General features: G+C 69.1%; 16 protein-coding genes. 11 read left to right on the top strand and 5 right to left on the bottom strand.

Annotated features, from left to right (window positions below; all coding sequences use genetic code 11):
• Positions 1-356: 356 nt before the first annotated feature.
• The 4 genes from Q0654_RS11725 to Q0654_RS11710 all read left to right on the top strand — a co-directional run bounded on the left by Q0654_RS11725 (position 357) and on the right by Q0654_RS11710 (position 4839).
• Complete coding sequence (locus tag Q0654_RS11725) at positions 357-575, top strand: hemin uptake protein HemP (RefSeq protein WP_298854019.1); 219 nt, start codon at positions 357-359, stop codon at positions 573-575.
• Between the two features lie 198 nt (positions 576-773).
• Entirely contained in the window at positions 774-3074 is a 2301-nt protein-coding gene (locus Q0654_RS11720; RefSeq protein WP_298854017.1) for a TonB-dependent hemoglobin/transferrin/lactoferrin family receptor, read from the top strand.
• A gap of 42 nt (positions 3075-3116) precedes the next feature.
• The gene (locus Q0654_RS11715; protein WP_298854014.1) at positions 3117-3641 is read left to right on the top strand and encodes a hypothetical protein; all 525 of its coding nucleotides are present in this window, start codon (positions 3117-3119) and stop codon (positions 3639-3641) included.
• A 169-nt stretch (positions 3642-3810) separates the two neighbouring features.
• Positions 3811-4839 (top strand): DUF6607 family protein, encoded by a 1029-nt coding sequence (locus Q0654_RS11710; RefSeq protein ID WP_298854012.1) that lies wholly within the window; start codon positions 3811-3813, stop codon positions 4837-4839.
• 260 nt (positions 4840-5099) lie between these two features.
• Here the strand turns inward: Q0654_RS11710 and pulA are convergent, their stop codons facing one another.
• From pulA to Q0654_RS11695, 3 genes are all read right to left on the bottom strand, one after another.
• Positions 5100-9296, bottom strand: coding sequence for a pullulanase-type alpha-1,6-glucosidase (gene pulA / locus Q0654_RS11705; RefSeq protein ID WP_298854011.1), 4197 nt, complete (start codon positions 9294-9296; stop codon positions 5100-5102).
• A gap of 456 nt (positions 9297-9752) precedes the next feature.
• On the bottom strand, positions 9753-11249 hold the full coding sequence (locus tag Q0654_RS11700) for an alpha-amylase family protein (RefSeq protein ID WP_298854009.1): 1497 nt from the start codon (positions 11247-11249) through the stop codon (positions 9753-9755).
• A gap of 384 nt (positions 11250-11633) precedes the next feature.
• Complete coding sequence (locus tag Q0654_RS11695) at positions 11634-12041, bottom strand: hypothetical protein (RefSeq protein ID WP_298854007.1); 408 nt, start codon at positions 12039-12041, stop codon at positions 11634-11636.
• Positions 12042-12137: 96 nt separating this feature from the next.
• Here Q0654_RS11695 and Q0654_RS11690 point away from each other — a divergent pair, with 96 nt between their 5' ends.
• Genes Q0654_RS11690 through Q0654_RS11680 form a run of 3 tightly spaced genes read left to right on the top strand, consistent with a single transcriptional unit; the run spans position 12138 to position 14259 of the window.
• Entirely contained in the window at positions 12138-12797 is a 660-nt protein-coding gene (locus Q0654_RS11690) for a glutathione S-transferase family protein (protein WP_298854005.1), read from the top strand.
• A complete protein-coding gene (locus Q0654_RS11685) occupies positions 12794-13735 on the top strand; it encodes a DMT family transporter (RefSeq protein WP_298854003.1) in 942 nt (313 codons plus the stop codon). Before Q0654_RS11690 ends, Q0654_RS11685 begins: the two co-directional genes overlap by 4 nt.
• A complete protein-coding gene (locus tag Q0654_RS11680) occupies positions 13732-14259 on the top strand; it encodes an adenine phosphoribosyltransferase (RefSeq protein ID WP_298854001.1) in 528 nt (175 codons plus the stop codon). Before Q0654_RS11685 ends, Q0654_RS11680 begins: the two co-directional genes overlap by 4 nt.
• Before the next feature lie 27 nt (positions 14260-14286).
• Here the strand turns inward: Q0654_RS11680 and Q0654_RS11675 are convergent, their stop codons facing one another.
• Positions 14287-14871, bottom strand: a complete 585-nt coding sequence (locus Q0654_RS11675) for a hypothetical protein (RefSeq protein ID WP_298853999.1) — start codon at positions 14869-14871, stop codon at positions 14287-14289.
• Between the two features lie 322 nt (positions 14872-15193).
• On the opposite strand from Q0654_RS11675, the gene Q0654_RS11670 reads away from it, so the two are divergent.
• From Q0654_RS11670 to Q0654_RS11655, 4 genes are all read left to right on the top strand, one after another.
• A complete protein-coding gene (locus Q0654_RS11670) occupies positions 15194-16978 on the top strand; it encodes a DUF1800 domain-containing protein (protein ID WP_298853997.1) in 1785 nt (594 codons plus the stop codon).
• A gap of 1 nt (position 16979) precedes the next feature.
• The gene (locus tag Q0654_RS11665; RefSeq protein WP_298853995.1) at positions 16980-18458 is read left to right on the top strand and encodes a DUF1501 domain-containing protein; all 1479 of its coding nucleotides are present in this window, start codon (positions 16980-16982) and stop codon (positions 18456-18458) included.
• Positions 18459-18569: 111 nt separating this feature from the next.
• Entirely contained in the window at positions 18570-19946 is a 1377-nt protein-coding gene (locus Q0654_RS11660; protein ID WP_298853993.1) for a PQQ-dependent sugar dehydrogenase, read from the top strand.
• Positions 19947-20025: 79 nt separating this feature from the next.
• A complete protein-coding gene (locus Q0654_RS11655) occupies positions 20026-20331 on the top strand; it encodes a flagellar basal body protein (RefSeq protein ID WP_298853991.1) in 306 nt (101 codons plus the stop codon).
• Between the two features lie 329 nt (positions 20332-20660).
• On the opposite strand, the gene Q0654_RS11650 is transcribed toward Q0654_RS11655, so the two are convergent.
• Positions 20661-25631, bottom strand: coding sequence for a MupA/Atu3671 family FMN-dependent luciferase-like monooxygenase (locus Q0654_RS11650; protein ID WP_298853989.1), 4971 nt, complete (start codon positions 25629-25631; stop codon positions 20661-20663).
• Positions 25632-25898: the final 267 nt, after the last annotated feature.

The raw sequence follows: 25898 nt of genomic DNA, 5'->3' as shown, positions 1-25898 counted from the left end.
TGGGGCTTGCGAGCTTCTCAGCGCCGCTCTGCGGGCCGGGTGTTCTCGAAGTGGCGTGGACTGATCATGCCTGCGAAGAGCCTGTCTTCGCGAAGGCGGAGGCGTTGATCCAGCGCTCTTGCGACCGAGGCCGCTACTCTGGGCCCCCGCCTTCGCGGGGGCGACGGTGACCGACTTCGGGGCGAGCGTCGCCTTTCTTGTGCGGGTCAGAGCGCTGCGAGCCTGGCGCTCGGATGCGTTTGTCCACCCGCGGTGGTTTGCTTCGGCACCGCACTCGCCAGGGCGCTTGACTCGCAAACGCGAATCATTATCATCCGTGGCCATGGCGTCCTTCACGACGCACCGGGAGAGCTGACATGACCTTGAACCCTGCCGATTCCGATATCGCCTTCAGCCACGAGCTGAATCATTCCTCCTCACCCGCGCTGATTCGCAGCCAGCCGCGTACCACCGTTCGCGAAACGGTGGACAGCCACGCGCTGCTGCGCGGCGGTCGCGAGCTGGTGATCCTGCACGGCGAGCACGAGTACCGTCTGCGCCTCACCCAGAACGACAAGCTGATCCTGACCAAATGATCGGCAGTGACTGAGGCCAAAGTCGAGGTCAGCAAGAAGCGACACGGCGCGGGCTGCGCCGAACGGGTACTGCTCCTCGGATCACTGCGGATCTGACCTGCGTCCGCCGGTACTTCAGCCGCCAAACACAACCCAAGCCGCCAGCCAGCGCCCCAGGCGTGAGCCCGCTCCGACACCTGATGTTCTCTCGGAGCCCCGATGCCCACCCTGCGTCCCACCGCACCGCGCCCGACCGCGCTTGCCGCTGCGCTCGCCCTTGTGTTTCTGGCGCCATCCAGCGCCACGCAGGCGGCGACCGCCGCGCCTGTCGAAGCGGACGATGCCTCCTTCGATCGACTCGACCGCATTGTCGTTTCCGCCACGCTCACCGAAGCCGCTGTCGCCAGCCTGCCCGGCGTGATCAGCGCCATCGATCGTGCCCAGCTGCAGCGCGAGCTGGCGATGAACCTGCGCGACGCCGTGCGCTACGAGCCCGGTGTGTCGGTGCGCTCCAGCTTCGGCCGATTTGGCCTTGGCGATTTCCGCATCCGCGGCCTCGAAGGCAATCGCGTGCTGATCGAAACCGACGGCATCGCGGTCTCCGATGCCTTCGCGATCGGCAGCTTCTCCAGCGCCGGGCGTATCAGCGTCGACCCGGCCACGCTGAAGGCCATCGAGATCGTGCGCGGGCCGGGCTCCTCGCTGTACGGCTCGGATGCCCTGGGCGGCGTCGTCGCCCTGCAGACCGTCGACGCCGAAGACCTGGTGCGCGAGGGTGAAGACCGCGGTATTGCGCTTCGCATGGGCACCTCGGGCGAGGACTTCGGGGCATTTGGCGGCGCCTCGGCGGCCTTTGTCGGTGAGCGCTGGTCGGGGCTCGCGGTGCTGCACCGTCGCGAGGGCCGCGAGCCGCGCAACCAGGGCGAGGACGCCAGTGACGGCGCCGCACGCACCCGCTCCAACCCGCAGGACAGCGCGCAGGGCAGCATGCTCGCCAAGCTCGGCTTCGCGCCGCAGGCCGACCAGCGCTGGACGCTGACCGTCGAAGGTAACGAAGGGCGTGCATTGACCGACGTCCGCAGCGCGCGGACCACCACATCCGGCTTCGGTCTGCCCGTACGCGTGCTCGATCTGCAGGGCGACGATCGTCAGACCCGCGCACGGGTCAGCCTTCGCCATGCCTGGAGCGAACTGCACAGCACCGTCGCCGACCGCCTGCGCTGGCAGGTCTATCGCCAGGACAGCGAGACCACCCAGCGCACTTTCGAGGAGCGCGTCAGCCTTGCTGCGACCGGTCCCATCAACCCGACCCGCCGCGAGCGCGAGTTCAACTTCGATCAGCGCGTGCACGGCGCCGAGTTCACCGCGCACAAGGCTTTCGCGCTGGGCAGCTGGCGGCATCGCTTCACCTGGGGCCTGGACCTGAGCGTGAGCGACATCCGCCAGAAGCGCGATGGCCGCAGCATCAACCTGAGCACCGGTGCAGTCAGCACGACGATCTCGCCCGATGTGTTTCCGGTGCGCGACTTTCCAGTCAGTCGCACCACCGCCGCAGGCCTGTATCTGCAGGACGAGATCGAGACGGCGGACGGTGTGTGGCGCCTGATCCCTGGCCTGCGCGTCGATCACTACGTGCTCGACCCCGAGCAGGACGCGATCTTCGCTGGCGACAATCCGGGCGTGGCCCTGTCGGATGTTCGCGAGACCTCGGTGTCGCCCAAGTTTGGCGTGGTGCGTCGCCTGGGCGAGCGCTACAGCGCGTTTGCCGGCTATGCGCGGGGCTTCCGCTCGCCGCCCTACAACGACGTCAACCTCGGCCTCACCAATCTTCAGTTCGGCTACACCGCGATCCCCAATCCGGACCTGAAGCCCGAGACCTCGGACGGCATCGAGCTTGGCCTGCGCCGGCAGGACGCGGACTTCTGGTGGACCCTGTCGGGCTATGCCAACCGCTACCGCGACTTCATCGAGTCGCTGCGCAGTATCGGCGTCGATCCCGCCACCGGCCTGCTGGTGTTCCAGTCGCAGAACGTCTCGCGCGCCCGCATCCACGGCCTCGAACTGAAGGGGGGCTGGGCGCTGGGCAGCGTCTGGCCCGCGCTCGACAACGTCGAGCTGCGCTTCGCGGCGGCGCAGTCCAGGGGGCGCGATACCACTGCTGATCGGCCCTTGGCCTCGGTGGATCCGCTGAACGCCATGCTTGGCCTGCGCTGGAGCGGATCGCGCAGCGCCATCGAGCTGGCCCTGCGCGGCGCCGACCGCAAGCGCGAGCCCGGCACGGTCGCGGGTACGACCGGCGACGTGCCGGCTTTCGCAGCGCCTGGCTACGGTGTCTTCGATCTGCTCTACGAACTGGAGTTCGCCCAGCACGCGCGCCTGAACGTCGGTCTCTTCAATCTCGCTGACCGCAGTTACTGGGACTGGGCCGCGGTGCCGCAGGTCGCCGCCAGCAGTGCCGTGCTGGATCGCTACACCGCGTCGGGTCGCTACCTGAGCGCGCAGATCGAGCTGAGTTTCTAGGACCTTGACCAGGGTGCCCCTGCGGGCACGAGGAGATCGACCATGTTCGATGTCAGCGACAACGCCGAGCCTGGCGCCTTCGACGAGGGGGCGCTCAGCAACGCCGCCCGGCGGCTGGCGGACTGGGAGTCCCAGCTGGTCGCGCTGGGTCCGGTGGTCTGCCTGCACCGCCGTGAGGACTTCGCGCGCCTGCGCGAGGATGCACTCCCCCTGCTGGCCTGGAGTCGCGCGCTGGCCATGTGCGAGGTCGACTCCGAGGGCCCGCGCGAGGCTCTGCGCCTGCATGACCTGGACGGGCAGCCCGCCCTGCAGCTGTGCCTGCTTCCGGACAGTGATTTCCTGGCCTGGGAGCGGCTCACCCAGAGCCTGCCTGCTCGTGCAGGAGCGACGGCTTCGCTGTGCAAGCCCTCGTGGATGACGCGGCTGCTGTGGCGTGCGCGCGTCGGTCGATTCCTGCGCTGGAATGGCCGCCTGCGCTTCGTGCCATGGGCGGGGACATCGCCCTGCGGCGAACGCAGCGCCGAGGCCTGGAGTGCGCGCTGCCACTGCGGGCCCTGCCAGCGCTGAGGGCATCACGGCCTTGAACTTCCCACGGGCCCCAAGCCTGTCGATTGCTTCGCTTTCCTGCGGGGGACAGCGGCTGGGCCCACGTCTTCATCGGCGGCGTGGGTCCAGACGCGCGTCCTTCGCTTCCTTCCATGGCGCGCCTGCCGTGCGCCTCAACCGGGAGTCTTCGATGCAACTGCACCGCCACGCTTTCCATCGCGCATCGACAGCTCTGCTGTTCACGATCGCGGCACTGATTCTCAGCGGCTGTGCGGGAATCGACAGGCGCGCGTCCAGTTCGACGTCGCAGCTCGCTGGCGCGGACGGCCTTTCCGCGCCTGAGCCTGTCCACGATGCCGACTTCGAGCGCGATCGCCGCGCGATACTCGCGATGGCCGGCGAGTTCCGGGTCAACTTCACCTTCGAGGAGACGATCGCTTTCGAACCCGGCTACACGCCGCTGGAGTCCAAGCGCTCGGGGGCCTTCGAGCTGGTCGAAGTGATCGAGGATCGCGGCGGGTTCATTTCGCTGCAGCACATCCTGGTGATGGGCGATGCCGAGGAGCCGCAGGTGATCAAGCACTGGCGGCAGGACTGGCAGTACCAGCCGGCCCAGGTGCTGCGCTACCGCGGTGAGCAGCACTGGGTGCCTGAGAGCATCGAGGCGGAGCGCGCACGCGGTGCCTGGTCGCAGACCGTCTATGAGGTCGACGATGCGCCGCGCTATGGAGGGCTGGGCCGCTGGCGACACAGCGACGGCGAAACGGTGTGGGAATCCGACTATGGCTGGCGGCCCCTGCCGCGCCGCGAATACACCACCCGCGAGGACTACCAAGTCATGGGTGCGATCAATCGCCATGTGCTGAGCGCGGACGGCTGGGCGCATGAGCAGATCAACACCAAGCTGATCGTCGACAGCGAGGGCGGCACGCGTCCGCTGGTGCGTGAGCTGGGCCTCAACACCTATCGCCGCATCGACGACCATGATTTCAGCGCAGGGCGTGAGTACTGGCAGAAGACGCAAGCCTACTGGGCGCAGGTGCGCGCGCTGTTCGACAGCGTGCTGTGGCGGCCGCAGGGCCTGCACCTCAAAGGCACGCTCGACGGCGCACCGCGCTTTGCTCCGAGCTTCGCCCTGGCCGAGCGCGTGGCCCAAGGCGAGCCGGTCGATGCGGCCCTGATCGAGTCGACCCTGCGCAGGTACTGGAACGAGGGCTGAGCGCCTCGTCGCCGTGCCTGTGCACGTGGTGGATCGCCGAGAGCGCAAGCCTGCGCAGATGGCGATCGCCCACGGCAGGAGAGCACTGGCGGCGAGCGTCGAGCCCACGGTAGGCCAGGGCCCCACCCTATGACCATTGCGGGCTCGCGCACGCTGCGATCCATAGGGTGGGCCCTGGCCCACCATGAGCTGAACCCGCTCCGGTCCAGCGACCGCGACGCTCAGCCCTCGAACCCGCCCCGGTCCATCGACCGTGCAGCTCAGATCGATTCGACCAGCACTGCCACATGCTCGACCAGGGCACGCGCGGTGGCGGCCTCGATGTCGCCGACCAGGCTGGCCGCCACCACGATGCCGCTGAAGGCCAGCAGGTTCGCCCGGGCCGGGATCTCGCGGCCGCCCTGCAGATGCCGCTCGGTGCTGTCGAGCAGACTCAGCAGCGCCTGCGCGCGCGGCGCACGAATCGCGCCGCTGTCGCGCGCGGCGGTTACATCACTGCGCAGCAGGGCGAGCTGTTCGACGGCCGAGCGTGTCTCGACAAACACCGCGCTGGTGCGCGCGCCGACCTCGAAGCGCCCTGCGGCGGCGGTGCTGGCGCGCGTGCGGGCATCGGCCGAGCGCCGCAGCTGTGGATGCAGCTGCAGCGTGCGCGAAGCGTGCTCGGCCAGCTGCAGCGTCGCGGTGTCAGGCCGCACATTGACCAGCCCGACGATGCGCTTCCAACGACGCTCAACCGCACCCGCCTCGTCGGCCAATTCGAAGGCGATCAGCCCCGGCAGCTGCTGCGGCCCGGTGTTGTGGAAGCGCAGATGCTGCTTGACCTGCTGGCCAGTGCGCAGGCGGAACAGGCGCGAACTCATCCGCACCTGGCTCATCTCGGTGACGTGCTGCAGCGAGGCGTCGAGCTGGGCGCGCTGCGGACGGCGGGCGACATCGGCCAGCAGGGGGCGCAGCAGCGGCCACACGCCCGCGTTCTTCTCCGCCGGTGGCAGGCCGCGGCCCCAGCCGTGGCGGCTGCGCGTCCAGTCGATCGCATTGAACCAGTCGCCGCTGTTGTAGCTGTCGCGGTCGCCAGACTTCGAGCGCAGGAGTTCCTGCCCGGCGTGGAAGAAGGGAATGCCCTGGCCCAGCAGCATCAGGCTGTGCCCGAGGTTCTGCACGCGCACGCGCTCGGCCAAGGGCGTGTCTGCGGCGAGCTTCAGCTGCAGCACGTCGAACAGGGTTTCGTTGTCGTGCGCTTCGATGTACTTGATGTGCTCGGCCGGGTCGCCGGTATAGCCCGCGCGCTGGCCGAAGTAGTCGACCTGGTCGGCGCGCACGCGCTGGCCCTGGGCATTGGTGAACTCGAAGTCGGCCAGATCGCCGGCGAGACCAATCCGCGCCAAGTCGCTCAGATGCAGCAGCTGGGCGAACTCGGCAGCACCGCCGCCCTGGAAACCGTTGGGCGCCAGCGCCAGACCGGAGATCAGGCCCTGCTCGCGGATGTCGCCGAAGGGATTGCCACCGCGGATCGCATCGCGCGAGCGGTCGCTGAAGGTGCCGATGCCGGTGCCGGCCAGGTTGGCCTGCGAGGCCTGGATGAAGCGCGCGTTGTTGGCGACCTCGCCGAAGTTCCAGCCCTCGCCGTAGAGGATGATGCTGCGGCCGTCGACGCCGTCGCGCGCCAGCGTCAGCTGATCCAGCGCAGCGCGCAGCTTCAGCAGGTTGTCGCGGCTGTGGTGGGCCATCAGATCGAAGCGGAAGCCATCGACGCGATAGGCGCGCGCCCAGGTCAGCACCGAGTCGATCAGCAGCCGCTCCATCATCGCGTGCTCGCTGGCGGTGTTGGGGCAGCAGCTGCTCTGCTCGACGTAGCCGGCGTTGTTCAGGCGGTGGTAGTAGCCGGGCACCACGCGGTCCAGCACCGACTTCGCGTTCTGCCCGGCGGCATTGGTGTGGTTGTAGACCACGTCCATCACCACCCGCAGGCCGGACAGGTTCAGGGCCTGCACCATCTGCCGGAACTCGCGGATGCGCGCCGGGCCGTCGGGATCGGTCGCGTAGCTGCCCTCCGGCACGGTGTAGTGCCAGGGGTCGTAGCCCCAGTTGAAGCCGTCGGCGTCGCGGATCGCCCCGGTCAGCGCCTGCTGCTGCTCGGAATCGGGCGGCAGGGCTTCGAGCTGGGCGAAGGGCACGGACTGCTGCTCCTGACGGCGCTCCGGAATGTTGGCCTGGTCGAAGGCCGGCAGCAGATGCACATGGCTGAACCCTGCCTGGGCGAGGGCGCGCAGGTGGCGCATGCCGTTCGAGTGCTGGCGCGCGAAGGCGGCGAAGGTGCCGCGCTCGCTCGCCGGCACGCTGCTGTCGGTCCAGCTGAAGTCGCGCACGTGCAGTTCGTACAGCAGGCTGTCCTCATGCGCGCGCAACTCGGGCTTGGGCGTCAGCTTGAACAGCGGCGGCATCAGCGCTGCTTCGTCGAGATCGACGATCTGCGACAGCGTGCTGTCGGCCGCAAGGCTCAGGCTGTAGGGGTCGGTGACGCGGTTCACCTCGATGCGCCGGGTGCTCGGCGCATAGACCTCGACCTCGAACAGATAGAACTGGCGGTTCCAGCTGCGCGGGCCGCTGACGCTCCAGATGCCGCTGGCGGCGTCGAAGCTCATCGCGTGCCGGGTGGGCGTGGCGTTGGGGTCACTGCCGGCAAAGCGCAGCAGCTCGACGCGGCGCGCGGTCGGCGCCCACAGATGCAGGCTGACGCCGCTGCCGGTCAGCACAGGGCCCAGCGGGCGATCTGTGGTGTAGAGCGCATCGAGCACGCCGGGGATCTGCACGCCGGTGGCGTCCAGCGGCGCGTCATCGGCGCTGCGTGCGGCCAGCGCGATCTGGCCGCGCAGGATCTGCGCGAGTGCGGCGCGCGGAAGCTCGGGCAGGCGCAAAGCGCGGTAGCCGGCGAGATGCGGCCAGCGGGCGCGCTGTTCTGCATCGAGGCCGCCGGGAATGACTTCGAGCGCGAGGGCTTCGCCGCCCTCGATGCCCTCGCCGGTGAGGCGCAGAGAGGCGTCGGCGCTGTGGTGCAGGGCGAAGCGCGCGTCGTCGCTGCCGGCGTTCCAGGCCAGGGTGCGCGCATCGATGAAGTGCGCGCGCGACTCCGCCAGGTTGCCGCGCGGCGCCACTGCACTGCTGGAGATGCTCAGCACCTTGCTGGCGCGGTCGAAGCTGAAATAGGTGAGCCCGCAGCCTTCTCGCACCTCGAAGGCGATATTGGCGCCGCCCGCCGCACCGCCGGCGCCGTAGTTCTCGGCCCAGCTTTCGTTGACCGCGACCTTCGCCTCGTAGCTGCCGGCCGGCAGGCGCGCCTCGAAGGTGGCGAAGCCGTCGTCGTCGGGATCCTGCAGCCAGGCGGCGAGACACTCGGGCTGCCAGTCGCCCGCGCAGCCGAGTTCGCTCTGGAAGCTGCCGACGGCCACGGCAATCGGCGTGTTGCGGCTGTCGGTCACCCACTTCGTTCGGTTGGAGAAGTAGAAGCGAACGGGTTGCCCATCGGCGCTCAGCGCGATGTTGGCGCCGCCTGCGGCGGCACCGGCGCCATAGTTCTCGTCCCAGCTGCCGTTGAGCGCGGCCTTGTACTCGTAGCTGCCGGCCGGCAGCAGGAATTCGCCGCGCCAGACATCGCCGGTCGCCGAGTAGGTGAGGCGCGACGCGGTGCAGGCCGGCGACCAGTTCTCGCTGCAGCCCAGCGCCTGCTGCAGGCTGCCGGCGATGGTCACGCTGTCGGGTTGCGGCGCAGGTGCCGCGGGCGTGATGCTGAGCTGGTTGCTGAGTCCATCGAAGCGGAACTCCTGCAGCGAGCACGCCTCGCCAACCTCGAACGGAATATTGGGGCCGTTCTGCACGCCGCCCGCGCCGTAGTTCAGGTCCCAGGACTCGTTCATCGCCACCTTGGCCTCGAAGCTGCCGGCCGGCAGCGCCGCAGTGGCGCGATAGACGCCATCGCGTTCGGGGTCTTCCAGCCACCCGCGCAGGCAGGTCGGGTCCCAATCGCTGGCGCAGCCGATCGCGCGCTGGAAGCTGCCGACGGCGACCGGGATCAGCGAGCTCACCGGCTCGGTGATGAAATTGGTTCCGCTGCGGAAGTAGAACTTCAGCGCGGCGGGGCTCGTGAGGTTCAGCGCGATGTTGCCGCCGCCGGGCGCTCCACCCGCGCCGTAGTTGGTGTCCCAGCTGCCGTTGAGCGCGACCTTGTAGTCGTAGCTCCCGGCCGGCAGATCGAAGCGGCCCTGCCAGACGCCGTCTTCTTCATCGAAAGCGAGCTGCGAGGCATCGCAGGGCGGCGACCAGTTCTCGCTGCAGCCGATGGCCTGCTGCAGGCTGCCGACCAGGGTGACGCGCTCGGGCTGTGGGCTTTGCGCGTGCAGGCCGGTGGCGGTGACTAGGGCGAGCGCGAGGGCGACGGTGAGGGGGGCGGTTGATCGATGCATGCGGGGTGCTCGGCGTATGGGCATGAGGGATTCCCGATGTGTGCACTCAGGCATACGGTTCGTACAGCCCTGGGCAATCTTTGTCGGGGGGCGCTGGGCGGCGCACGAAGGTGATTTGCGTGATAGCCCCTCTCCCCGTGGGAGAGGGGTTGGGGAGAGGGTCCGGGAACTTAGGCAGCTGCAGCTCCGCGAATGCCCGGGCTGTGCATCTCACACCCCGTCGGCGCCGCCCAGTGCGATGTTGAGACGGGCCGATCTCTGAGCCCGGAGTTCCTGTTCGGATTGGAGGCTTCGCTACGACCGGACCCTCACCCCAACCCCTCTCCCGCCGGGAGAGGGGCTCGAAGCAGCTCCGTTGCTGCGGATGGGAGGTTTGGGGTGTTCTCTTGACTTGGAATAGCAGGGAGCACGATTGCCAATCCCCAATCCCCAATCCCCAATCCCCAATCCCCGCTCCTACCTCAACCACATCCTCGCCCTGCGCGCCGGCAGGCTGAAGGTGTAGCTGCTGCTGCCGATGTTGACGACGCTGTTCGCGTCGAGAACATCGCGGTAGTTGGTGTTCCACCAGAGCACACTGTTGTTCATGTTGATCGTGGTGTTGACCGTGCTGCCGCACTTGTTGATGCCGACGATGCCGCGGTTGCCGCGGCGGAACAGCAGGTGGCAGTCGCTGTAGGACAGCACCTGCATGTCGCTGCCCTGGGCGGCATTGTGGAAGCGGATCATCGCGGCGAGGTCACTGCGGCGGTAGGCGTTGACCCAGCGGTTGTCGCCGCTCTCGTTGTTGTCCGAGTACAGCAGCGGGCTGCCGCCGTCGCGGCCCAGCACATAGGCATAGGCCAGGGTCTCGTCGGTGGGGTCGAGGATCAGGTAGCGGAAGCCGCCGTTGTTCGGGATGTCGTGGGTCACGGTGAACGTCACCGCACGGCTGTTGGGCAGGGCCTGGCCGACGGCCAGAGGGTTGACCAGCGCGTTCATGCTGCCGCCGAAGCGGAAGGCGTTGCGGATGCTGCCGAACAGCGGAAAGTCGTAGGCCGCGTGGTCGGTGCCGTTCAAGTAGGGTGCGAGGAAGCCGTTGTACTCGCTGTCGCCGGCACCGCCGTTGGTGATCACCTCGCCGAACACATGCACGCCCTGCTTGATCTCGGGTGTCAGCACCGCGTTGATGTGCGAGAGCGGCATGTGCTTGGCGGCATCGATGCGGAAGCCGGTGACGCCGAGCCCCTTGAGTGCCGTCAGGTAGCTGCGCTGCTGCCCGACCACATAGCTGCTGCCGAGCAGGTCGGGCAGGCCGGCGTCGCCGGGGCCGCCGCAGAGGCGCCAGTTCTGCACCTGCCAGACGTCGTTGTAGTTGCTGATGCAGTTGGCCGGGCCGAAGTCCCACTGCGACAGGAAGTTGTAGCGCAGGTCGCCGAACAGGCGCTGGTTGTTCCAGTAGCTGGTGTTGGCAGCGTAGGCGTTGAGGATGCGCTGGCCGGGATAGTTGAGGTCGCCGCGCTGGGCCGCCTCGTTGGCCATGTGGTTGAGGATGATGTCGGCGTAGACGCGGATGCCGCGCGCCCGCAGCGCGTTCGACATGCGCTGGAAGCTCTGCTTGTTGCCCAGCGGGTGGTCGATGGTGCGGTAGTCCTGCGGCTGGTAGCGCGCCCACCAGGCCGAGCCCTCCGACTTCAGCGGCGGCGCCACCAGCACCGCCTTGTAGCCCAGCGACTGGAGTTCTGCGGCGCGTGCTTCGACGGTGTCGTAGCGCCAGTTGAAGGCGTGCAGGATGACGTCGGCCTGGGCCGGCGTCGTGCTGACGGCGAAGCCTGCAAGCGCGGCGATGCCGGGCAGGGCCCGGGCGGCGCTGCGGATGGCGGAACCCAGACGTGTGTGGATGCACTCCGCCAGGCGGCGGGCAAAACGAGGCTGCTGCGGGTGCGCTGAGGCACCCGTCGAGTGACGGTTCATTGCGGACTCCCTCCCCAGGAAGTGTGGGCCTGCTGCATGGGCCGCCGAGCGCCGCACCCTGCGGACGCCGGCTGTGTGACGACGCGAACGGCGCGTCTACTGCGCGCTCGTGAGTGTTCGGTCGCTGCGCTGTCGTGCGGCTGCTGGCCCGATCGCCCTCATGGGCGTCAAGGCTTCATGCTGCCGCGTCGGAACACCGCGGCCAGCAGCCTAGGCCGGTGCTGTGCAGCATAACAATCCCATGCATACGTATTCAGAGCTGGGAATCGGGAATGGGGAATCGGGAATCGAAAAAGCAAAGGCGCGCCGTGCGCTGGGTGCACGCTACGAGCGCTGTTGGGGGCTCTGAACGATTCCCGATTCCCCATTCCCGATTCCCGGCCCTCAAGCCCTGAACAATCGCATGTAGACCGCCACGCCCAGTCCCCACAGGCCGTTGAGGATCAGGGCGCCGATGATCAGCGGGCTGCTGAGCTCGATGCCCTTGAGTGGGAACACCACGAACCAGGCGACCAGGCTGGGCAGCAGGGCGCCGAGCACGATCGCCAGCATCCAGAAGCGGGCGCCAGCGCTGCGGCGGATCAGGGCCCACAGCGCAATACCCCACAGGCCACCCCAGAACGCCAGTGACAGCACTGAGGGCACGCCCAGCGGCCCCACCGGCGTCAGGTTCCAGGCCGCAGCTGCCGTTCTGCCGGTCAGACCCAGCAGCCACAGCCCGCCCTGATGGAAGAACAGGGTGGCGAGGAAGCCGGCGACGAAGGCGAGGGTCAGCGTTTTCGGCTTGAACATCGAATGGCACTCCCGGGCGCGTGGCGATGCGCGAATATACGCGGCCCGGCCGTCGCGGCCGCGTGCCCATCCCCCTCCGACATAGGCGAGTCCCGCATGAGCCAGCCCGTCCTCTACATCGGCAACAAGAACTACAGCAGCTGGTCGCTGCGCCCCTGGCTGCTGCTGAGCCACTTCGGCGTCGACTTCGCCGAGCGCCTGCTGTGGCTGGACACGCCCGGGTTCGCGGCCGAAGTGGCCAAGGCTTCGCCCAGCCGGCGGGTGCCGGTGCTGCATGACCAGGGCCGGGTGATCTGGGATTCGCTGGCGATCTGCGAGTACGCCAACGAGACCTGGCTGGGGGGGCGCGGCTGGCCGCAGGATCCCGGCCTGCGCGCGCTGGCGCGCTCGGCCGCCTGCGAGATGCATTCCGGCTTCACCGCGCTGCGTGGCCAGCTGCCGATGAACTGCGATCGCCAGCCCAATGCCTATCGCTGGAACGCCGAGGCCCAGGCCGACATCGACCGCGTGCAGGCGCTGTGGGCCCAGCTGCGCGAGGCTTCGGCGGGGCAGGGGGCGTTCCTGTGCGGCGGCTTCGGCATCGTCGATGCCATGTTCGCGCCGGTGGTGATCCGCTTCCGCGGCTACGGCGTAGAGCTCACCGACACCAGCCGCGCCTACATGGACGCGATGCTTGCGCTGCCTGCCCTTCAGGCCTGGATCGCCGCCGGCATCGCCGAGCCGCATCGCTTGCCCAAATACGAAGCGCTGAAGTGAGCTCCAGCCACTCCGCTGCGGCGCTCGCGGCGATGACGCCGCAGCGCGAGCGCAGCCCGGTGCTGGCGATGCTGCTGGGCGCGGTGCTGATCAGCAGCACCAGCGCCTTCGTGCGCGTGGCCGACGTCGCACCCACGGTCTCTGCCTTCTACCGGATGTTCTTCGGCGGCCTGATGCTGCTGTTCCTGCTGCGCGCGGTGAATGCGCCCTGGCGGCCGCGCACGACCCTGCTGCTGGCGCTGTCGATCCCGGCGGCGGCCTTCGCTGCGGACCTGATGGCATGGCACCGGAGCATCCATCTGGTGGGGCCTGGCCTCGCCACGTTGATCGGCAACCTGCAGGTGTTCTTCATGGCCCTGGCCGGCGTGCTGTTCTATCGCGAGCGCCTGGGGCCGCGCTTCCTGGTCGGCGTCGGCCTGGCGTTTGCCGGCCTTTGGCTGCTGGTCGGGCGCAGCTGGACCGATGTCGGCGCCGGCTTCCAGTGGGGCGTGTGGCTGGGCGTGTTCACCGCCTTCATGTACGCGATCTACATGCTGAGCTTCCGCCGCATCCAGCAGCGCGAGCCCAGCGCCAGCCCGATGTACCTGCTGTGCTGGTGCTCGCTGGTCTGCGCGCTGATGCTGGGCGGCGCGGGGGCCGTCGAAGGCCACAGCTTCGCGATTCCCAACCTCAAGACCTGGAGCGCCCTGATCGGGCTGGCCCTGTTCGGCCAGGTGCTGGGCTGGCTGCTGATTTCGTACGCGCTGCCGCGGCTGGACGCTTCGATGGTCGGGTTGCTGTTGCTGCTGCAGCCGCTGCTGGCCTTCGGCGTCGACGTGGCCCTGTTCGATCGTGCCACCGACGCCCTCGACTGGGCCGGGCTGGTGCTGTCGGCGCTGGGCATCTTCATCGGCAGCCAGCGCGGCCGCGCGCCGGCGCCCACACGGGAAACCGCATGACCACGCTGGCCCGCATCGAATCGCTGATCCGTCCGGTACCCGACTTTCCCAAGCCCGGCATCCTGTTCCGCGACATCACGCCGCTGCTGGCGGATGCCGAAGGCTTCCGTGCGGCCGTCGATGCGCTGCTGGCGCCCTGGCGGGCGCGGCCGCCGCAGGTGTTCTGCGGCGTCGAATCGCGTGGCTTCATCTTCGCCGCGGCCATGGCGCAGTCGCTGGGCTGCGGTTTCGCGCCGATCCGCAAGCCCGGCAAGCTGCCGGGCCCCGTTCTGCGCGAGCACTACAGCCTGGAATATGGCGAGGACATGCTCGAACTGCGAGCCGACGCCCTGCAGGCCGGCAGCGAGGTCGTGGTCATCGACGATGTGCTGGCCACCGGCGGCACCCTGGCGGCGGCCGCCCGCCTCGTCGAGCGGAGCGGTGCGCGACTCGTGGGCGCAGGCGTGCTGATCGAACTGGTCGCGCTGCAGGGGCGCGAACGACTGGCGGCCCTGCCCGCGCTGCATTCGGTGCTGCGCTACTGAATCCTGCCTGTGCGCCCCAGTGCGTGCTCAGCGCGGAGTTTCTGCGCGCGACGGGCTGCCGCTCTCGAAGCCGTCGCCGAACAGCCCGGCTTCAATGAACACGAACGGCGTCAGCGCCTGCTGGTCGCGGCAGCCCGCCGGGTTGCTGCAGTCCTCGATGAGGAAGGCGCGCAGCAGGGCGCCGGGTTCGCTGCCGCCGATCCAGTGGAACACCAGCTCGCCCAGCGCCTTGGGCTGGTTGTCGGTATGCGACAGCGCCCAGCCGCCACAGTTGGCCGGCGCCGGGATATGCGCCCAGCGTCCGTTCGCCGGCACGACAAAACTGCCCGCACCCGTGAACTGCCCCGACTTCGCCCAGATCAGCACGCCGCGCGCGCGGCGCAGCGGATCGGGATGGCGCAGCCGCATCTCCACGGCTTGGCCGGGATAGAAGCGGCTCGGCGCGTCCAGCGTCCAGCCCTGCGGCGCGGGGTTGGCCAGCGTCGGGCTCATCGGCACGAGGGGCAGGCTGTCGACCTCGCAGATCGGCGAGCCCTGCGAATTGGCGTGTGCCGAGGCGGCCGCGAGCAGGGCGATGAGCATGAAGCCGTGCCGCGCGCCGCGACCGAGCACGCTCCGGTCCGGCGTCGCGCGTCCCAGGGGCGATCCCGGTCCGTCGCTGGCGCGCGGGCGGCACTCCCGTCGGCGTAGAGCGAAGTCGAGCTGCGCCGGCGGCGCGGCCCAGAGGGCAGGTGCCGAGGCTGCAGTCGGTACCGCGCCTTCCAGGAGTCGGGGAGCGTCCTGGCAGCGAGCGTCGTGGCGGTTTGGAGAACTGGGCAGTCGCATCGGAGCATTGAGCCGACCAGCGGTCGGGCCTTCCGTGATTGGGCTCACGGTAGGCTAGCAGTCGGGTTTGCGATTGTTTGCAAACTGTCGCCCGGTTCGGCTTCTGACCATGACCATCCCATACGCCCCGCCCCGAGTTCTCGGGGCTTTCTGCCTGTGCATGGCCCTGCTGGTCGCCCAGTCGGCGTCCGCGCAGCTGATCTTCCGCGACGGCTTTGATCCGCCGCCCGAGGGGCCTTTCAGCGAGGCTGAAGCCTCGCGCTTCCTGAGCCACGCGACGTTTGGCCCCACCCTGACCGAGATCACCCGGCTGCGCGGCATGGGCTACACCCCGTGGCTCAACGAGCAGTTCAGCCGCACGGCCTCGCTGCAGCTGCCGCACCTCGACCAGCTGATGACAATCGACCCCAGCGTGGTCTGGCAGGACAAGCGCAACGACATCTGGTTCCGCAACGTGCTGTATCGCGACGATCAGCTGCGCCAGCGCATGGCCTTCGCGCTCTCGCAGATCTTCGTGGTGTCCGACCAGAACGGCTCGGTCGAGGGCAACCCGAATGCGCTGGCGCACTACCACGACATGCTCAGCCAGAACGCCTTCGGCAACTTCCGCACCCTGCTGGAAAACGTCACCCTGCATCCGGTGATGGGCCACTACCTGTCGATGTTCAAGAACCGCAAGCCCGACGAGGCGGCGAACATCCGGCCGGACGAGAACTACGCACGCGAGATCATGCAGCTGTTCAGCATCGGCCTGGTGCGGCTCAATCCCGATGGCACGGTGATCGACGGCGACCTGACGACGCCCGGCATCCAGCCGATCCCGACCTATACCCAGGACACCATCCGCGGCTTCGCGCACGTGTTCACCGGCTGGAACTGGGCGACCTGCAACCCACCGGTGGCGGCCGAAACGGCGGGCAACTTCAACTGGTGGGACTGGCTGTACTGCGCGCCGGGGCCGGGCAACACCGACTGGCGCCTGCAGCAGGGCTGGCGGCAGCCGATGCGGCCCTGGGGCGAAGGCACCCAGTTCGGCTCGATCTACCACGCCTCGGCGGGCACCAAGCAGCTGCTGAACTATCCGGGCGTGGCCTTGAGCGGCGGCGTTCTGCCGGCGGGTGGGCAGGCCCGGGCCAACATGGCGGCAGCGCTGGACAATGTCTTCAACCACCCGAACGTGGGCCCGTTCTTCGGGCGTCTGCTGATCCAGCGCTTCACCACCAGCAATCCCTCGCCGGCCTATGTCGCGCGCGTCGCCGCCGCATTCAACAACAACGGAAGCGGCGTGCGCGGCGATCTGCAGGCAGTGCTGCGCGCGGTCCTGCTGGACCCCGAAGCCCGCAACCCGAGTGCGGCACATGCGGGCAAGCTGCGCGAGCCGCTGCTGCGCGTGACCCAGCTGTGGCGGGGCCTGAACGCCAGCTCGAGCGATGGCGCCGTCCGCGAATGGCCCGACCAGTACGGCGCGCAGGCGGTGTTGAGCTCGCCGACGGTGTTCAACTTCTTCCTGCCGAACTACCAGCTGCCCGGTGAGCTGGCCACGCTGGGGCTGTTCGCCCCCGAGTTCCAGATCACCACCGACACCTACATCACCCGCATGACCAATGAGATCGGCGCCAAGATCTTCTATGCGTGGCAGGGCTCGAACACCGGCACCTGGAATCCGGTCAAGGTGGACCTCAACCGCGACATGCAGATCGCCAGCGATGCCGCCGCATTGGTGGATCGCTACAACCTGCTGTTCATGGGCGGTCGGATGAGCGCGCAGATGCGCACCCTGCTGATCAATCACCTGAACGGCATGTCCAGCGGCACGGCCGAGCAGCGGCGCGCGCGCGTGCAGGACGCCCTGTGGTTGATCCTGACATCGCCCGAATACGTGGTGGAGAAGTGACATGAGCCGCAACGATCGACGCGAATTCCTCCGCCGTGCGCTGACCGCGACCGCCACCAGCGCTGCCTTCGGCTCGATGCTGGGAAAGCTGGAGCTGGCCCAGGCCGCCGCACCCCGGCTGCTGGGCAATGACTATCGCGCCCTGGTCTGCCTCTACCTGCACGGCGGCAACGACTGCTTCAACATGGTGGTGCCCCGCGATGCCGGCCATGCCGCCTACGCGGCGCGCCGCGGCGGATTGGCGGTAGCTCAGAACGAGCTGCTGGCGCTGAACCCGAGCGTGGCGCCGCAGGGCGGTGGCCTCTACGGCCTCCATCCCCAGATGCCCGGCACCCAGCAGATGTTCAACGCCGGCCGTGCGGCGATCGTTGCCAATGTCGGCCCGCTGGTGCGGCCGATGAGCAAGGCGCTGTACCAGCAGGCGGGCACGCCGCGCCCGGCGCAGCTGTTCTCGCATTCCGACCAGACCGTGCTGTGGCAGACGCCGCGCGCCGATGCCGCCGACCGCACCGGCTGGGGCGGGCGCCTCGCTGACATCTTCGCTGCCAGCAACAGCAACCAGGTGCTGTCGATGAACGTGTCGCTGGACGGCGACAACGTCTTCCAGTCGGGCGTGCAGGTCTCGCCCTACTTCATGTCTTCCCAGGGCGTGGAGCAGGTCAGCTTCATCCAGACCGGTGCGGCCAACTGCGCAGACGGCGGGCAGGGCTGGAACCGCCGCCGCTGCCTGGCCTTCAACGGCCTGCTCAACCAGTCGCACGCGCATCCCTTCGAGCGCGCCTATGCGCTGAAGACCCGGCGCACGCTCGAAACCACCGATCAGGTGGTCGCGGCCTTGGCCACGGTGCCGGCCAACGACCCGCTGTTCCGTCCGTTCTGGGACGCCTTCGGCCTGCCCTGGAACCCGGGCAACCTGGCGACGCTGCCCAGGCTGGGTGCCCAGCTGCTGATGATTGCGCGCATGATCCGCGCCCGCGACACCCTGCAGATGAACCGCCAGCTGTTCTATGCAGGCTTGGGGGGGTTCGACACCCATGATCGTCAGCTCGAAGACCATCCCGGACTGCTGCGGCAGATCTCGCAGGCGGTGCTGGCCTTCTACCAGGTGCTGGACAACCCGACCATGGGTCTGGGCAGCTCGGTCACCACCTTCACCGCTTCCGAGTTCGGTCGGACCCTGTCGATCAACGGCGACGGCACCGATCATGGCTGGGGCGGCCACCATCTGGTGTTCGGCGGCGCCGTGCAGGGCGGACGCATCTACGGGCGCTTCCCGAGCCTCGCGCCTTCGGCCAGCAATCCGGACGACGCTGGCTGGGGCCAGGTCATCCCGACGCTGTCGGCCGACCAGTACGCGGCCACCCTGGCGCGCTGGTACGGACTGTCGGACAGCGATCGCGCGACCATCTTCCCGAATCTGCAGCACATGAGCGGTAGCCTGCTGTCGATCACCGGGCCGAATCTCGGGTTCATGGCCTGAGCGTGGGCTGGCGCTCTCCCGGCGTGCCGGCGCTGTCCTGCGGCCAGGCGTCGGCGCAGCGCCAGGACAGGACTACACTCGCACGCTTTCCCGCATGAGGTTGAGGCTGAAATGATCCGATCCCTGCTGTGTGTTGCCCTGCTGTCGCCCGCGCTGGGGCTCGCCCAGGGCGTGCCGAATCCGCCGCAGTTCCAGAGCTTCATCAGCTCCGGCTTCAGTGGCCCCATCGGCCTGACCCACGCCGGTGATGGCAGCGGACGTCTGTTCGTCAACCAGCAGGGTGGCGCCCTGCGCGTGGTGCGCGATGGCAGCCTGCTGACGACGCCCTATCTCAGTGTGGCAGGCAGCAATCCGGCGCTGCAGTGCACCTACCCCGGGGACAGCAGCCCTTCGACGGTGGGCTTTACCAGCGGCGGCGAGCGCGGCCTGCTGGGCGTGGCCTTCCATCCGCAGTTCGCGGTCAATGGCCGTCTGTTCCTGAGCATCACCGACGCGAATGGCGACTCCATGGTGCTGCGCTACACGGCGTCGAACCCGGCCGCCGACATACTCAGTGCAGAGGATTTGGCGACCTGCACGGTCATCCTGCGGGCGGATCAGGACTTCACCAACCACAACGGCGGACACATCGCCTTCGGCCCGGATGGCTACCTGTATTTCGGCTTCGGTGACGGCGGTGACGGCGGCGACCCCTGCAATCGCGGCCAGACCCTGGCGCCGGCTGACCTCAACGCCTCCGGCAGCTGCGCGGTGGATGCCAACTTCACCGCCAATGGCGGCAACCCGGATTCGCGCGCTCTGCTCGGCAAGATGGTCCGCATCGATGTCGACGTGACGACCGCGGCGCAGAGCGGCCAGCTGTGCGGACGCCCGCGTCTCAACCAGCCGGCGGCCTACGGCATTCCGGCAGGCAATCCCGGCGCAGGCGGTACGCTGGCCGCGGCCTGCGATGAAGTCTGGGCCTATGGTCTGCGCAACCCCTGGCGCTACAGCTTCGACCGCGAGACCGGCGACCTGTGGATCGGCGATGTCGGCCAGGGCACGCGCGAGGAGATCAACTTCGAGCCCTCGGGCGCGGGCGGCCGCAACTACGGCTGGCGCTGCCGCGAAGGCACGGTCCAGCACGCCAGCTGCAGCGCGCCGCTGGTGGCCTTCACCCCGCCTGCGCTGGACTATGCCCGCAGCTCGCCGCAGTGTTCGGTGACCGGTGGCTTCCGCTACCGCGGCCCCGTGGTGGCGGCGCAGGGGCAGTACTTCTATGGTGACTACTGCAGCGGTGACGTCTGGGTCGCCGCTGAGAATTCCCCGGGCGTGTTCTCGCATCCGCCCAGCCCGCGGCAGAACGTGGCCTTCGGCATCACCAGCTTTGGCGAGGGCGAGGACGGCGAGCTCTACCTGGTGAAGTCCGGCGGCAGCCTCCAGCGCCTGAACGGCGCGCGCGTCGCCCCCGACGAGATTTTCGAGAACGGCTTCGAGGCCACCCGCTGACGCCGGATCTGTCGACCGCCCTCAAGTTCCGGGGGCGGTCGGCCGATATCCTGCCGACGACACCGATCCGGCAGACCCCATGAGCGACATCGCCAGCATTGCCCGCTCCGGCATGGCCGCCGCGCAGACACGCCTGACGGCGGCAGCCAGCAACATCGCCAATCGCGACAGCGCCGACTTCCGCCGCTTCCAGGTCGACAGCCGCGAGCAGCTCGGCGGCGGCGTCAGCGCCGCGCTCGTCCGCGATGCCGAGCCCCAGAGCGGCGACGGCCTGGGCACCGACCTCGTCTACGCGCTCGAAGCGCGACAGGCCTTCCAGGCCAATCTCAAGGTGCTGAAGACGCAGGACCAGCTGCTCGGCAGCCTGCTCGACACCCGCGCCTGAGGGCCTTTCAGCCCTGCTTCCCGGTGCCGGTGTGTCTGGAGTGATGTAGCGGCGAACGATCTGCTTCCGAAGTGCTGGCGCGGGCCCAGATTCCACTGCCGATGCCGCCACGTGCCCGCGGAAGCGCTTATCGACGTCGCATGACGTCGCATGACGTCGCATGGGGCGGGCCCTGGCCCACCGAAGCTCGAAGCCTGCCGCGGTGTATGCGTTAGCACAGATGAGCCGCGCCGTATCCCGTGCATGCGCTGGCTTGCAGGAGACGCCGGCAAACGGGGCGTGACGCATACCCGAACTCATGGTGGGCCAGGGCCCACCCTATGCAAAGCCTACGACGCCGTTTCGACGCCGCCCCTCCGCCGCGCCAGCAGCGCCTGCCGGCCCTGCGCACGGGCGCGGGCACGTTCGGCGGCGGTTTCGGCGGGCTCACTGTTGCCCAGGAAGCGCGCCAGCGATTCCACCGTCGTGTGGCGGAACAGATCGGTCATCTGGATCGGCCTGTCGAAGCGCTGGCGCAGCTCGCCCAGCAGCTGCACCACCAGCAGCGAATGGCCGCCGAGATCGAAGAAATTGTCGCGGCTGCCGACCTGGCTGCGGCCGAGCGCGCGGCACCACAGCTCGGCGACGATGGCCTCGGTGCCGTGGAGTGCAGCGGTCGGACCAACGGTATCAGCATGCGCCGCGGGCGCAGGCAGCGCGCGGCGATCCAGCTTGCCATTGGGCGTGCGCGGCAGTTCGGCAACCCCGACGATCGCGGCCGGGCGCATGAACTCCGGCAGCTGCGCGCCCAGCGCTTCGCGCCGCTGTTCAAGCGCTGGCGCATCCAGACCCGGCGCACGTACGTAGGCGATCAGCCGCTGGTCGCCGGGCCTGTCCTCGCGCAGCACCACGGCGGCTTCGGCGATGCCGGGCAGGGCGCAGAGCCGGGCCTCGATCTCGCCCAGTTCGATGCGATAGCCGCGGATCTTCACCTGCGAATCGACGCGGCCCAGGCACTCGTAGCGGCCGTCCTCGCGCAGGCGGCCGAGGTCGCCCGTGCGGTACATCCATGCCGCTGCCGACAGCGGTCGGAAGGGATCGGGCAGGAAGCGCTCGCGGGTCAGCTCGGGCCGCTGCCAGTAGCCGCCCGTGACGCCACCGCCGCCGATGACCAGCTCACCGGTGAGGCCCGGTGGCAGCGGCTGCTGGCGCGGATCGAGCACATACAGGCTCTGGCCGCGCAGCGGCCGGCCGATCGGCGTGCTGGCCTGAAGCGCATCGGCATCGACGCGATCGGCTGTCGACCACACCGTGGTTTCGGTGGGCCCGTACACATTGCTGATGCAGCGGACGCCGAGCGCGGCGAGCCGCTGGGCCAGTGCGGGCGGCAGCGCTTCGCCGCCGAGCAGCAGATGATCGAGTTTCGCGAGTCCCGCCGCGCAGGCAGGATCCTCGACCAGCATGGCCGCCATCGAGGGCGTGCACTGCAGATGGGTGATGCCCTCGCGGTCGAGCAGGGCGGGCAGGCTGTGGTCTTCGCGTGCGCCTGCGGCCTGGAGACCGCGCTCCGCACTGAGCGCACGCAGGCGGTCGAGGTGGGGCAGGTGGTCCAGCACGGTCTGCGCGTCGATGCCGAAGTCGATCAGGCAGGCGATCTCGTCGACGTCGGCAGCGGCCACGCGTTCGACCATCGCGAGCGCGTCCTCGGGCGTGCCGAACAGGCCGCTCTCGCCGAAGTAGCGCTGGAAGGCGAACTCCAGCAGGGCGTCCATGTCGGCCTCGTTGGCCTCGGCGAAGAAGGCGTCGAGGCTCTTGCCCTGCTCGGCATTCAGCTGTTGCCTGAAGGTCGGGAAGTGCCAGGCGGCGGCCTTCACCAGGGCCATGGCGCTGCGCAGGTAGTCCTTCATCGGACCGCGCACCGCGGCCTCGACGGCCGCGCGGCTGTCGCCGATGAAGCTGTGCAGCATCAGGGTCACGGTGCCGCGCCCGGCGTGCCCGGCCTCGCGGCGGGCGCGGCGGTAGGCGGCGATCTTGGCGCGCACTTCTTCCACCGTCTGGCCGAGCAGGTGGGTGAGCACGTTCGCGCCCAGCCGACCGGCTTCGGCAAAGGTCTCGGGATTGCCGGCGGTGGTCACCCACAGCGGCAGCTCGGCCTGCACCGGCCGCGGCAGCGTGCGCACCTCGACCTCGCCCTGCGGGCCGGGAAAGCGCAGGGTTTCGCCGCGCCACAGGCGCTGCACCTGCTCGGCCGACTCGAACATCACCTGCTTGGCGCGGGCGTGGTTCTCGGGGCGCAGCGCGAAGTCGGGCGCGGCCCAGCCGGCGGCGATCGACAGGCCGACGCGGCCGTTCGAGAGGTTGTCCACCACCGCCCACTCCTCGGCGATGCGAATCGGATGGTGCAGGGGCACCACGCAGCTGCCGGCGCGCAGGGCCACGCGCTCGGTGATGGTGGCCAACGCAGCCGAGGTGACGGCCGGGTTCGGGTAGAGTCCGCCGAAGCTGGCGAAGTGGCGCTCCGGCGTCCATACCGCGCTGAAGCCGTGGGTATCGGCGAAGCGCGCGGCGTCCAGCAGCAGCCGGTACTTGTCGCGGGCCTGCAGCTCGGCCTCGCTGGCGACGTTCCAGAAGAACAGGCCGAACTCAATGGGCTTGGTCTGGGCTGGATGAGCCGCCTGCTGCGATTTCTGCCGGCGTCCATCTGCATAGAGCACCACGCGATAGCCGCGCGCCAGCGTCCACAGCAGCTCCAGCACCGAGATGTCGAAGCTGATGCTGGTCACCGCCAGCCAGGTGCCTGTGCCTTCACCCAGCACCGCATCCATGCCGTCGAAGAAGCGCAGCACGTTCGAGTGGTGAACCATCACGCCCTTGGGTTGGCCGGTGCTGCCCGAGGTGTAGATCAGATAGGCCAGCGCATCGGGAACCGGCGCGCGCGGCGGCAGCTCGGCCTCGGCGCTGTCGGCGTTGATGTCGAGCGTGCTGGCGTGCGCGATCAGCGGCGCGGAGTCGGCGTCGGTCAGCAGCAGGGCGATCTGCGCGTCCTCGGCCATGTAGCGCAGGCGCTCGGCAGGGTAGAGCGGATCCAGCGGCACATAGGCCGCGCCCGTCTTGAGTATCGCGATCAGGCCGACGACCAACTCGACGCCGCGCGGCAGCAGCAGGCCGACGCGGTCGCCGGGCTTGACTTCCGCGGCCGCGAGTCGCCGCGCCAGCCGTGCGGCGCGCGCCTCCAGCTCGGCATAGCTGAGGCGTTGGCCTTCGAAGCACAGGGCCTCACGCTCCGGCGTGGCGGCCGCCTGTGCAGAGAGCAGGGCGTCAATGCGCGTGTGCTGGAGCGGACCCCGCGCGTCGCTGGCATAGGGCTCGCCCTGCGCGAGCTCGAACAGGCGCGCACGCGCTTCGGGCGACAGCAGGCTCAACTGGCCGGCGGCGAGACCCGGCTGCGACTCGGCCTCGGTGTGCTGGGCTTCGATCGCGTCCGCCAGACGACGCAGCGCGGAGGCGCTGAGCTGGCTGCCGTCGCTGGCCAGCGCGAGCTGTCCGTCCTCGGCCCAGAGCAGGGTGAGCGCGGCGGCTGCGGGCGCTGAGCCCGTATCCGAGTCGGCGCGCTCCATGTGCGGATCGATCGACGCGACCCGCTGCAGGCGCAGGGGCAGGCGCTGCGATGGCGCCCGACCACGCAGGCTGGGCTCGCGCGCAAACAGATCGCTGAACACGCCGCCGACGCTGTCTGCGCGCGCAATCGCGGCCTGCAGCTGTTCGGTGAAGTTCGACAGCGGGGCTTGGTAGTCGGGCCGAAGCAGGGCAGGCCACAGTGGCGTCACCAGGCGCGCATCGGGCGCCGGCGTGGTGGCGATGGCCAGGGGCAGGGCATCGACGCAGGCGCAGCGGGTGATCGCCAGCAGGGCTGCAGACACGCCGTCGATGCCGCGGGCGCGCAGGGCGATGCGGCAAGGCTGCGAAGACCAAGCCACGCCTTGATGGCTGCTCGCTGCGGGCGCTGACGCGGTGGCTGAGCCTGAAGCGAGGGGCATAGTCGAAGTCGAAGCTGGAATTGAGCCCGAAGTCGAAGTCGAAGTCGAAGTCGAAGCCGGGACCGTCGCCGGGACCGTAGAGGACGTGGCTTCCGCCGCGAGCGTCGAGGCCACATCCGCAAACGGCAGCCGCAGCGGTTCAATCGCCTGCAGCGTCGCGATCGCCTCACGCTCACCGCGCGCCACGGCGCGCGCATAGGGTGGGCCCTGGCCCACCGTGGCCTGAACATTCCCGGCTGACGATGCCGATGCCGATGAGGGCAAGGACAAGGACGAGGACGTACCGGGGTGGGATTCGGCCCATGGTGGGCCAGGGCCCACCCTATGGGTGGCGGGTGCTGATTCGATGCAGGCCGGAAGATTTGCCGCCAAGGTGAGGAGGTCGATCGGTCCCCCCTCCAGACAGCTCAGCGCCTCGATGCACAGCGCGCCCTCGCTGCAGGCGATCACCAGACCCTGCGCGTCGCAGCGAAGCACGCTGCCTGGCCGCACGCTGCTTGCCCCGAGCCCATCTGATGTTCCGTCGCTTCGGCTCGCCTCACCCAGAGCGCGCGCGCGCCGCACCAGCAGATCGCCTGCCGACAGACGCAGCCGCGGCAGCAGCAGCGGGTTGGCATAGGGCCCGAAGTCCAGCGCCCGCACCTGCCGCTCGAGTTCGGCGGCCGGCGCACGGAAGTCGAGCACGGCCGCAGCCAGCGGCCGCGCATGCGCGCCGAAGTAGCTGCGCTGGCCTAAGTCCTGCGCGATCGGTGTGAGCTGGCCGCTCTCCAGCGCCTCCAGCAGGCGTTCGAAGCCGTTGAGTCCGGCCTCGTAGCAGCGGGTGTTGAGCTCGAAAGCGGTGCTACCCGCGGGGATGTCGAAATGCTCCTGCACCAGCAGCTCGCCGGCGTCGGCGCGCGTGGCCATGCGGTGCCAGCTCACGCCGTGGCGCGACTCGCCGTGCAGCAGCGCCCACGCCGGCGCGTTCAGGCCGGCATAGCGCGGCAGCGGACCGTCGTGGAAATTGATCGCGGCGATCTGCGGGCGCTCAAGCAGCTTGGGCGGCAGCATGCGCAGCCAGGTGATGTTGAGCAGCAGATCGAACTCGCCGAGGTCTTCCGCCGCCAGCGCGTCGTGGTGATCGAACAGCGGCAGATCGTGCTCGCGCGCCCACGCGCGTGGTCGGGCGGCATCGCTGACCACCGCGATCACGCCGTGGCCGCGGGCGCGCAGGCGCTCACCGCATTCGATCATCAGGGACTGCTCGCCCAGCAGGACGCAGCGGAAGCTCGGGCTTGTCGACACGGTGGGGCTCGCTTCGGGTTGGAGGGGCCGCGCTTGCTGGGCAGGGCATCAGCGGACCGACGGCGTGTGCGCGATCGCCGGCCGAGTCGCCCCGGCTCGGCAAGGTTCGGGAGTCGGGCCAACAAGCCGAGGAAATTCAGAGGCTTGCATACCTGCGTCCGAACGCTGCGCGCGATTCGCAGCGCGAACCGCGCCTCGCCCTGTCGCCAGCAAGTGCGAATCTAATCACACTTTCACGCCGTTTTGCCTTAGATTTGTGATGCGCAG

Origin of the sequence: uncultured Aquimonas sp., assembly GCF_937888285.1 — a bacterium.
In the GTDB taxonomy this organism is placed as follows: Bacteria; Pseudomonadota; Gammaproteobacteria; order Xanthomonadales; family Xanthomonadaceae; genus Aquimonas.
Note: the sequence above shows the minus strand (reverse complement) of the source record. Positions and strands in the feature narration are given on the sequence as shown.

Bases quoted from the DNA above. Each gene is read 5' to 3' on its own strand.
- Q0654_RS11725 (WP_298854019.1), top strand. From the start codon at position 357: ATGACCTTGAACCCTGCCGATTCCGATATCGCCTTCAGCCACGAGCTG.
- Q0654_RS11720 (WP_298854017.1), top strand. From the start codon at position 774: ATGCCCACCCTGCGTCCCACCGCACCGCGCCCGACCGCGCTTGCCGCT.
- Q0654_RS11715 (WP_298854014.1), top strand. From the start codon at position 3,117: ATGTTCGATGTCAGCGACAACGCCGAGCCTGGCGCCTTCGACGAGGGG.
- Q0654_RS11710 (WP_298854012.1), top strand. From the start codon at position 3,811: ATGCAACTGCACCGCCACGCTTTCCATCGCGCATCGACAGCTCTGCTG.
- pulA (WP_298854011.1), bottom strand. From the start codon at position 9,296: ATGCATCGATCAACCGCCCCCCTCACCGTCGCCCTCGCGCTCGCCCTA.
- Q0654_RS11700 (WP_298854009.1), bottom strand. From the start codon at position 11,249: ATGAACCGTCACTCGACGGGTGCCTCAGCGCACCCGCAGCAGCCTCGT.
- Q0654_RS11695 (WP_298854007.1), bottom strand. From the start codon at position 12,041: ATGTTCAAGCCGAAAACGCTGACCCTCGCCTTCGTCGCCGGCTTCCTC.
- Q0654_RS11690 (WP_298854005.1), top strand. From the start codon at position 12,138: ATGAGCCAGCCCGTCCTCTACATCGGCAACAAGAACTACAGCAGCTGG.
- Q0654_RS11680 (WP_298854001.1), top strand. From the start codon at position 13,732: ATGACCACGCTGGCCCGCATCGAATCGCTGATCCGTCCGGTACCCGAC.
- Q0654_RS11670 (WP_298853997.1), top strand. From the start codon at position 15,194: ATGACCATCCCATACGCCCCGCCCCGAGTTCTCGGGGCTTTCTGCCTG.
- Q0654_RS11665 (WP_298853995.1), top strand. From the start codon at position 16,980: ATGAGCCGCAACGATCGACGCGAATTCCTCCGCCGTGCGCTGACCGCG.
- Q0654_RS11660 (WP_298853993.1), top strand. From the start codon at position 18,570: ATGATCCGATCCCTGCTGTGTGTTGCCCTGCTGTCGCCCGCGCTGGGG.
- Q0654_RS11655 (WP_298853991.1), top strand. From the start codon at position 20,026: ATGAGCGACATCGCCAGCATTGCCCGCTCCGGCATGGCCGCCGCGCAG.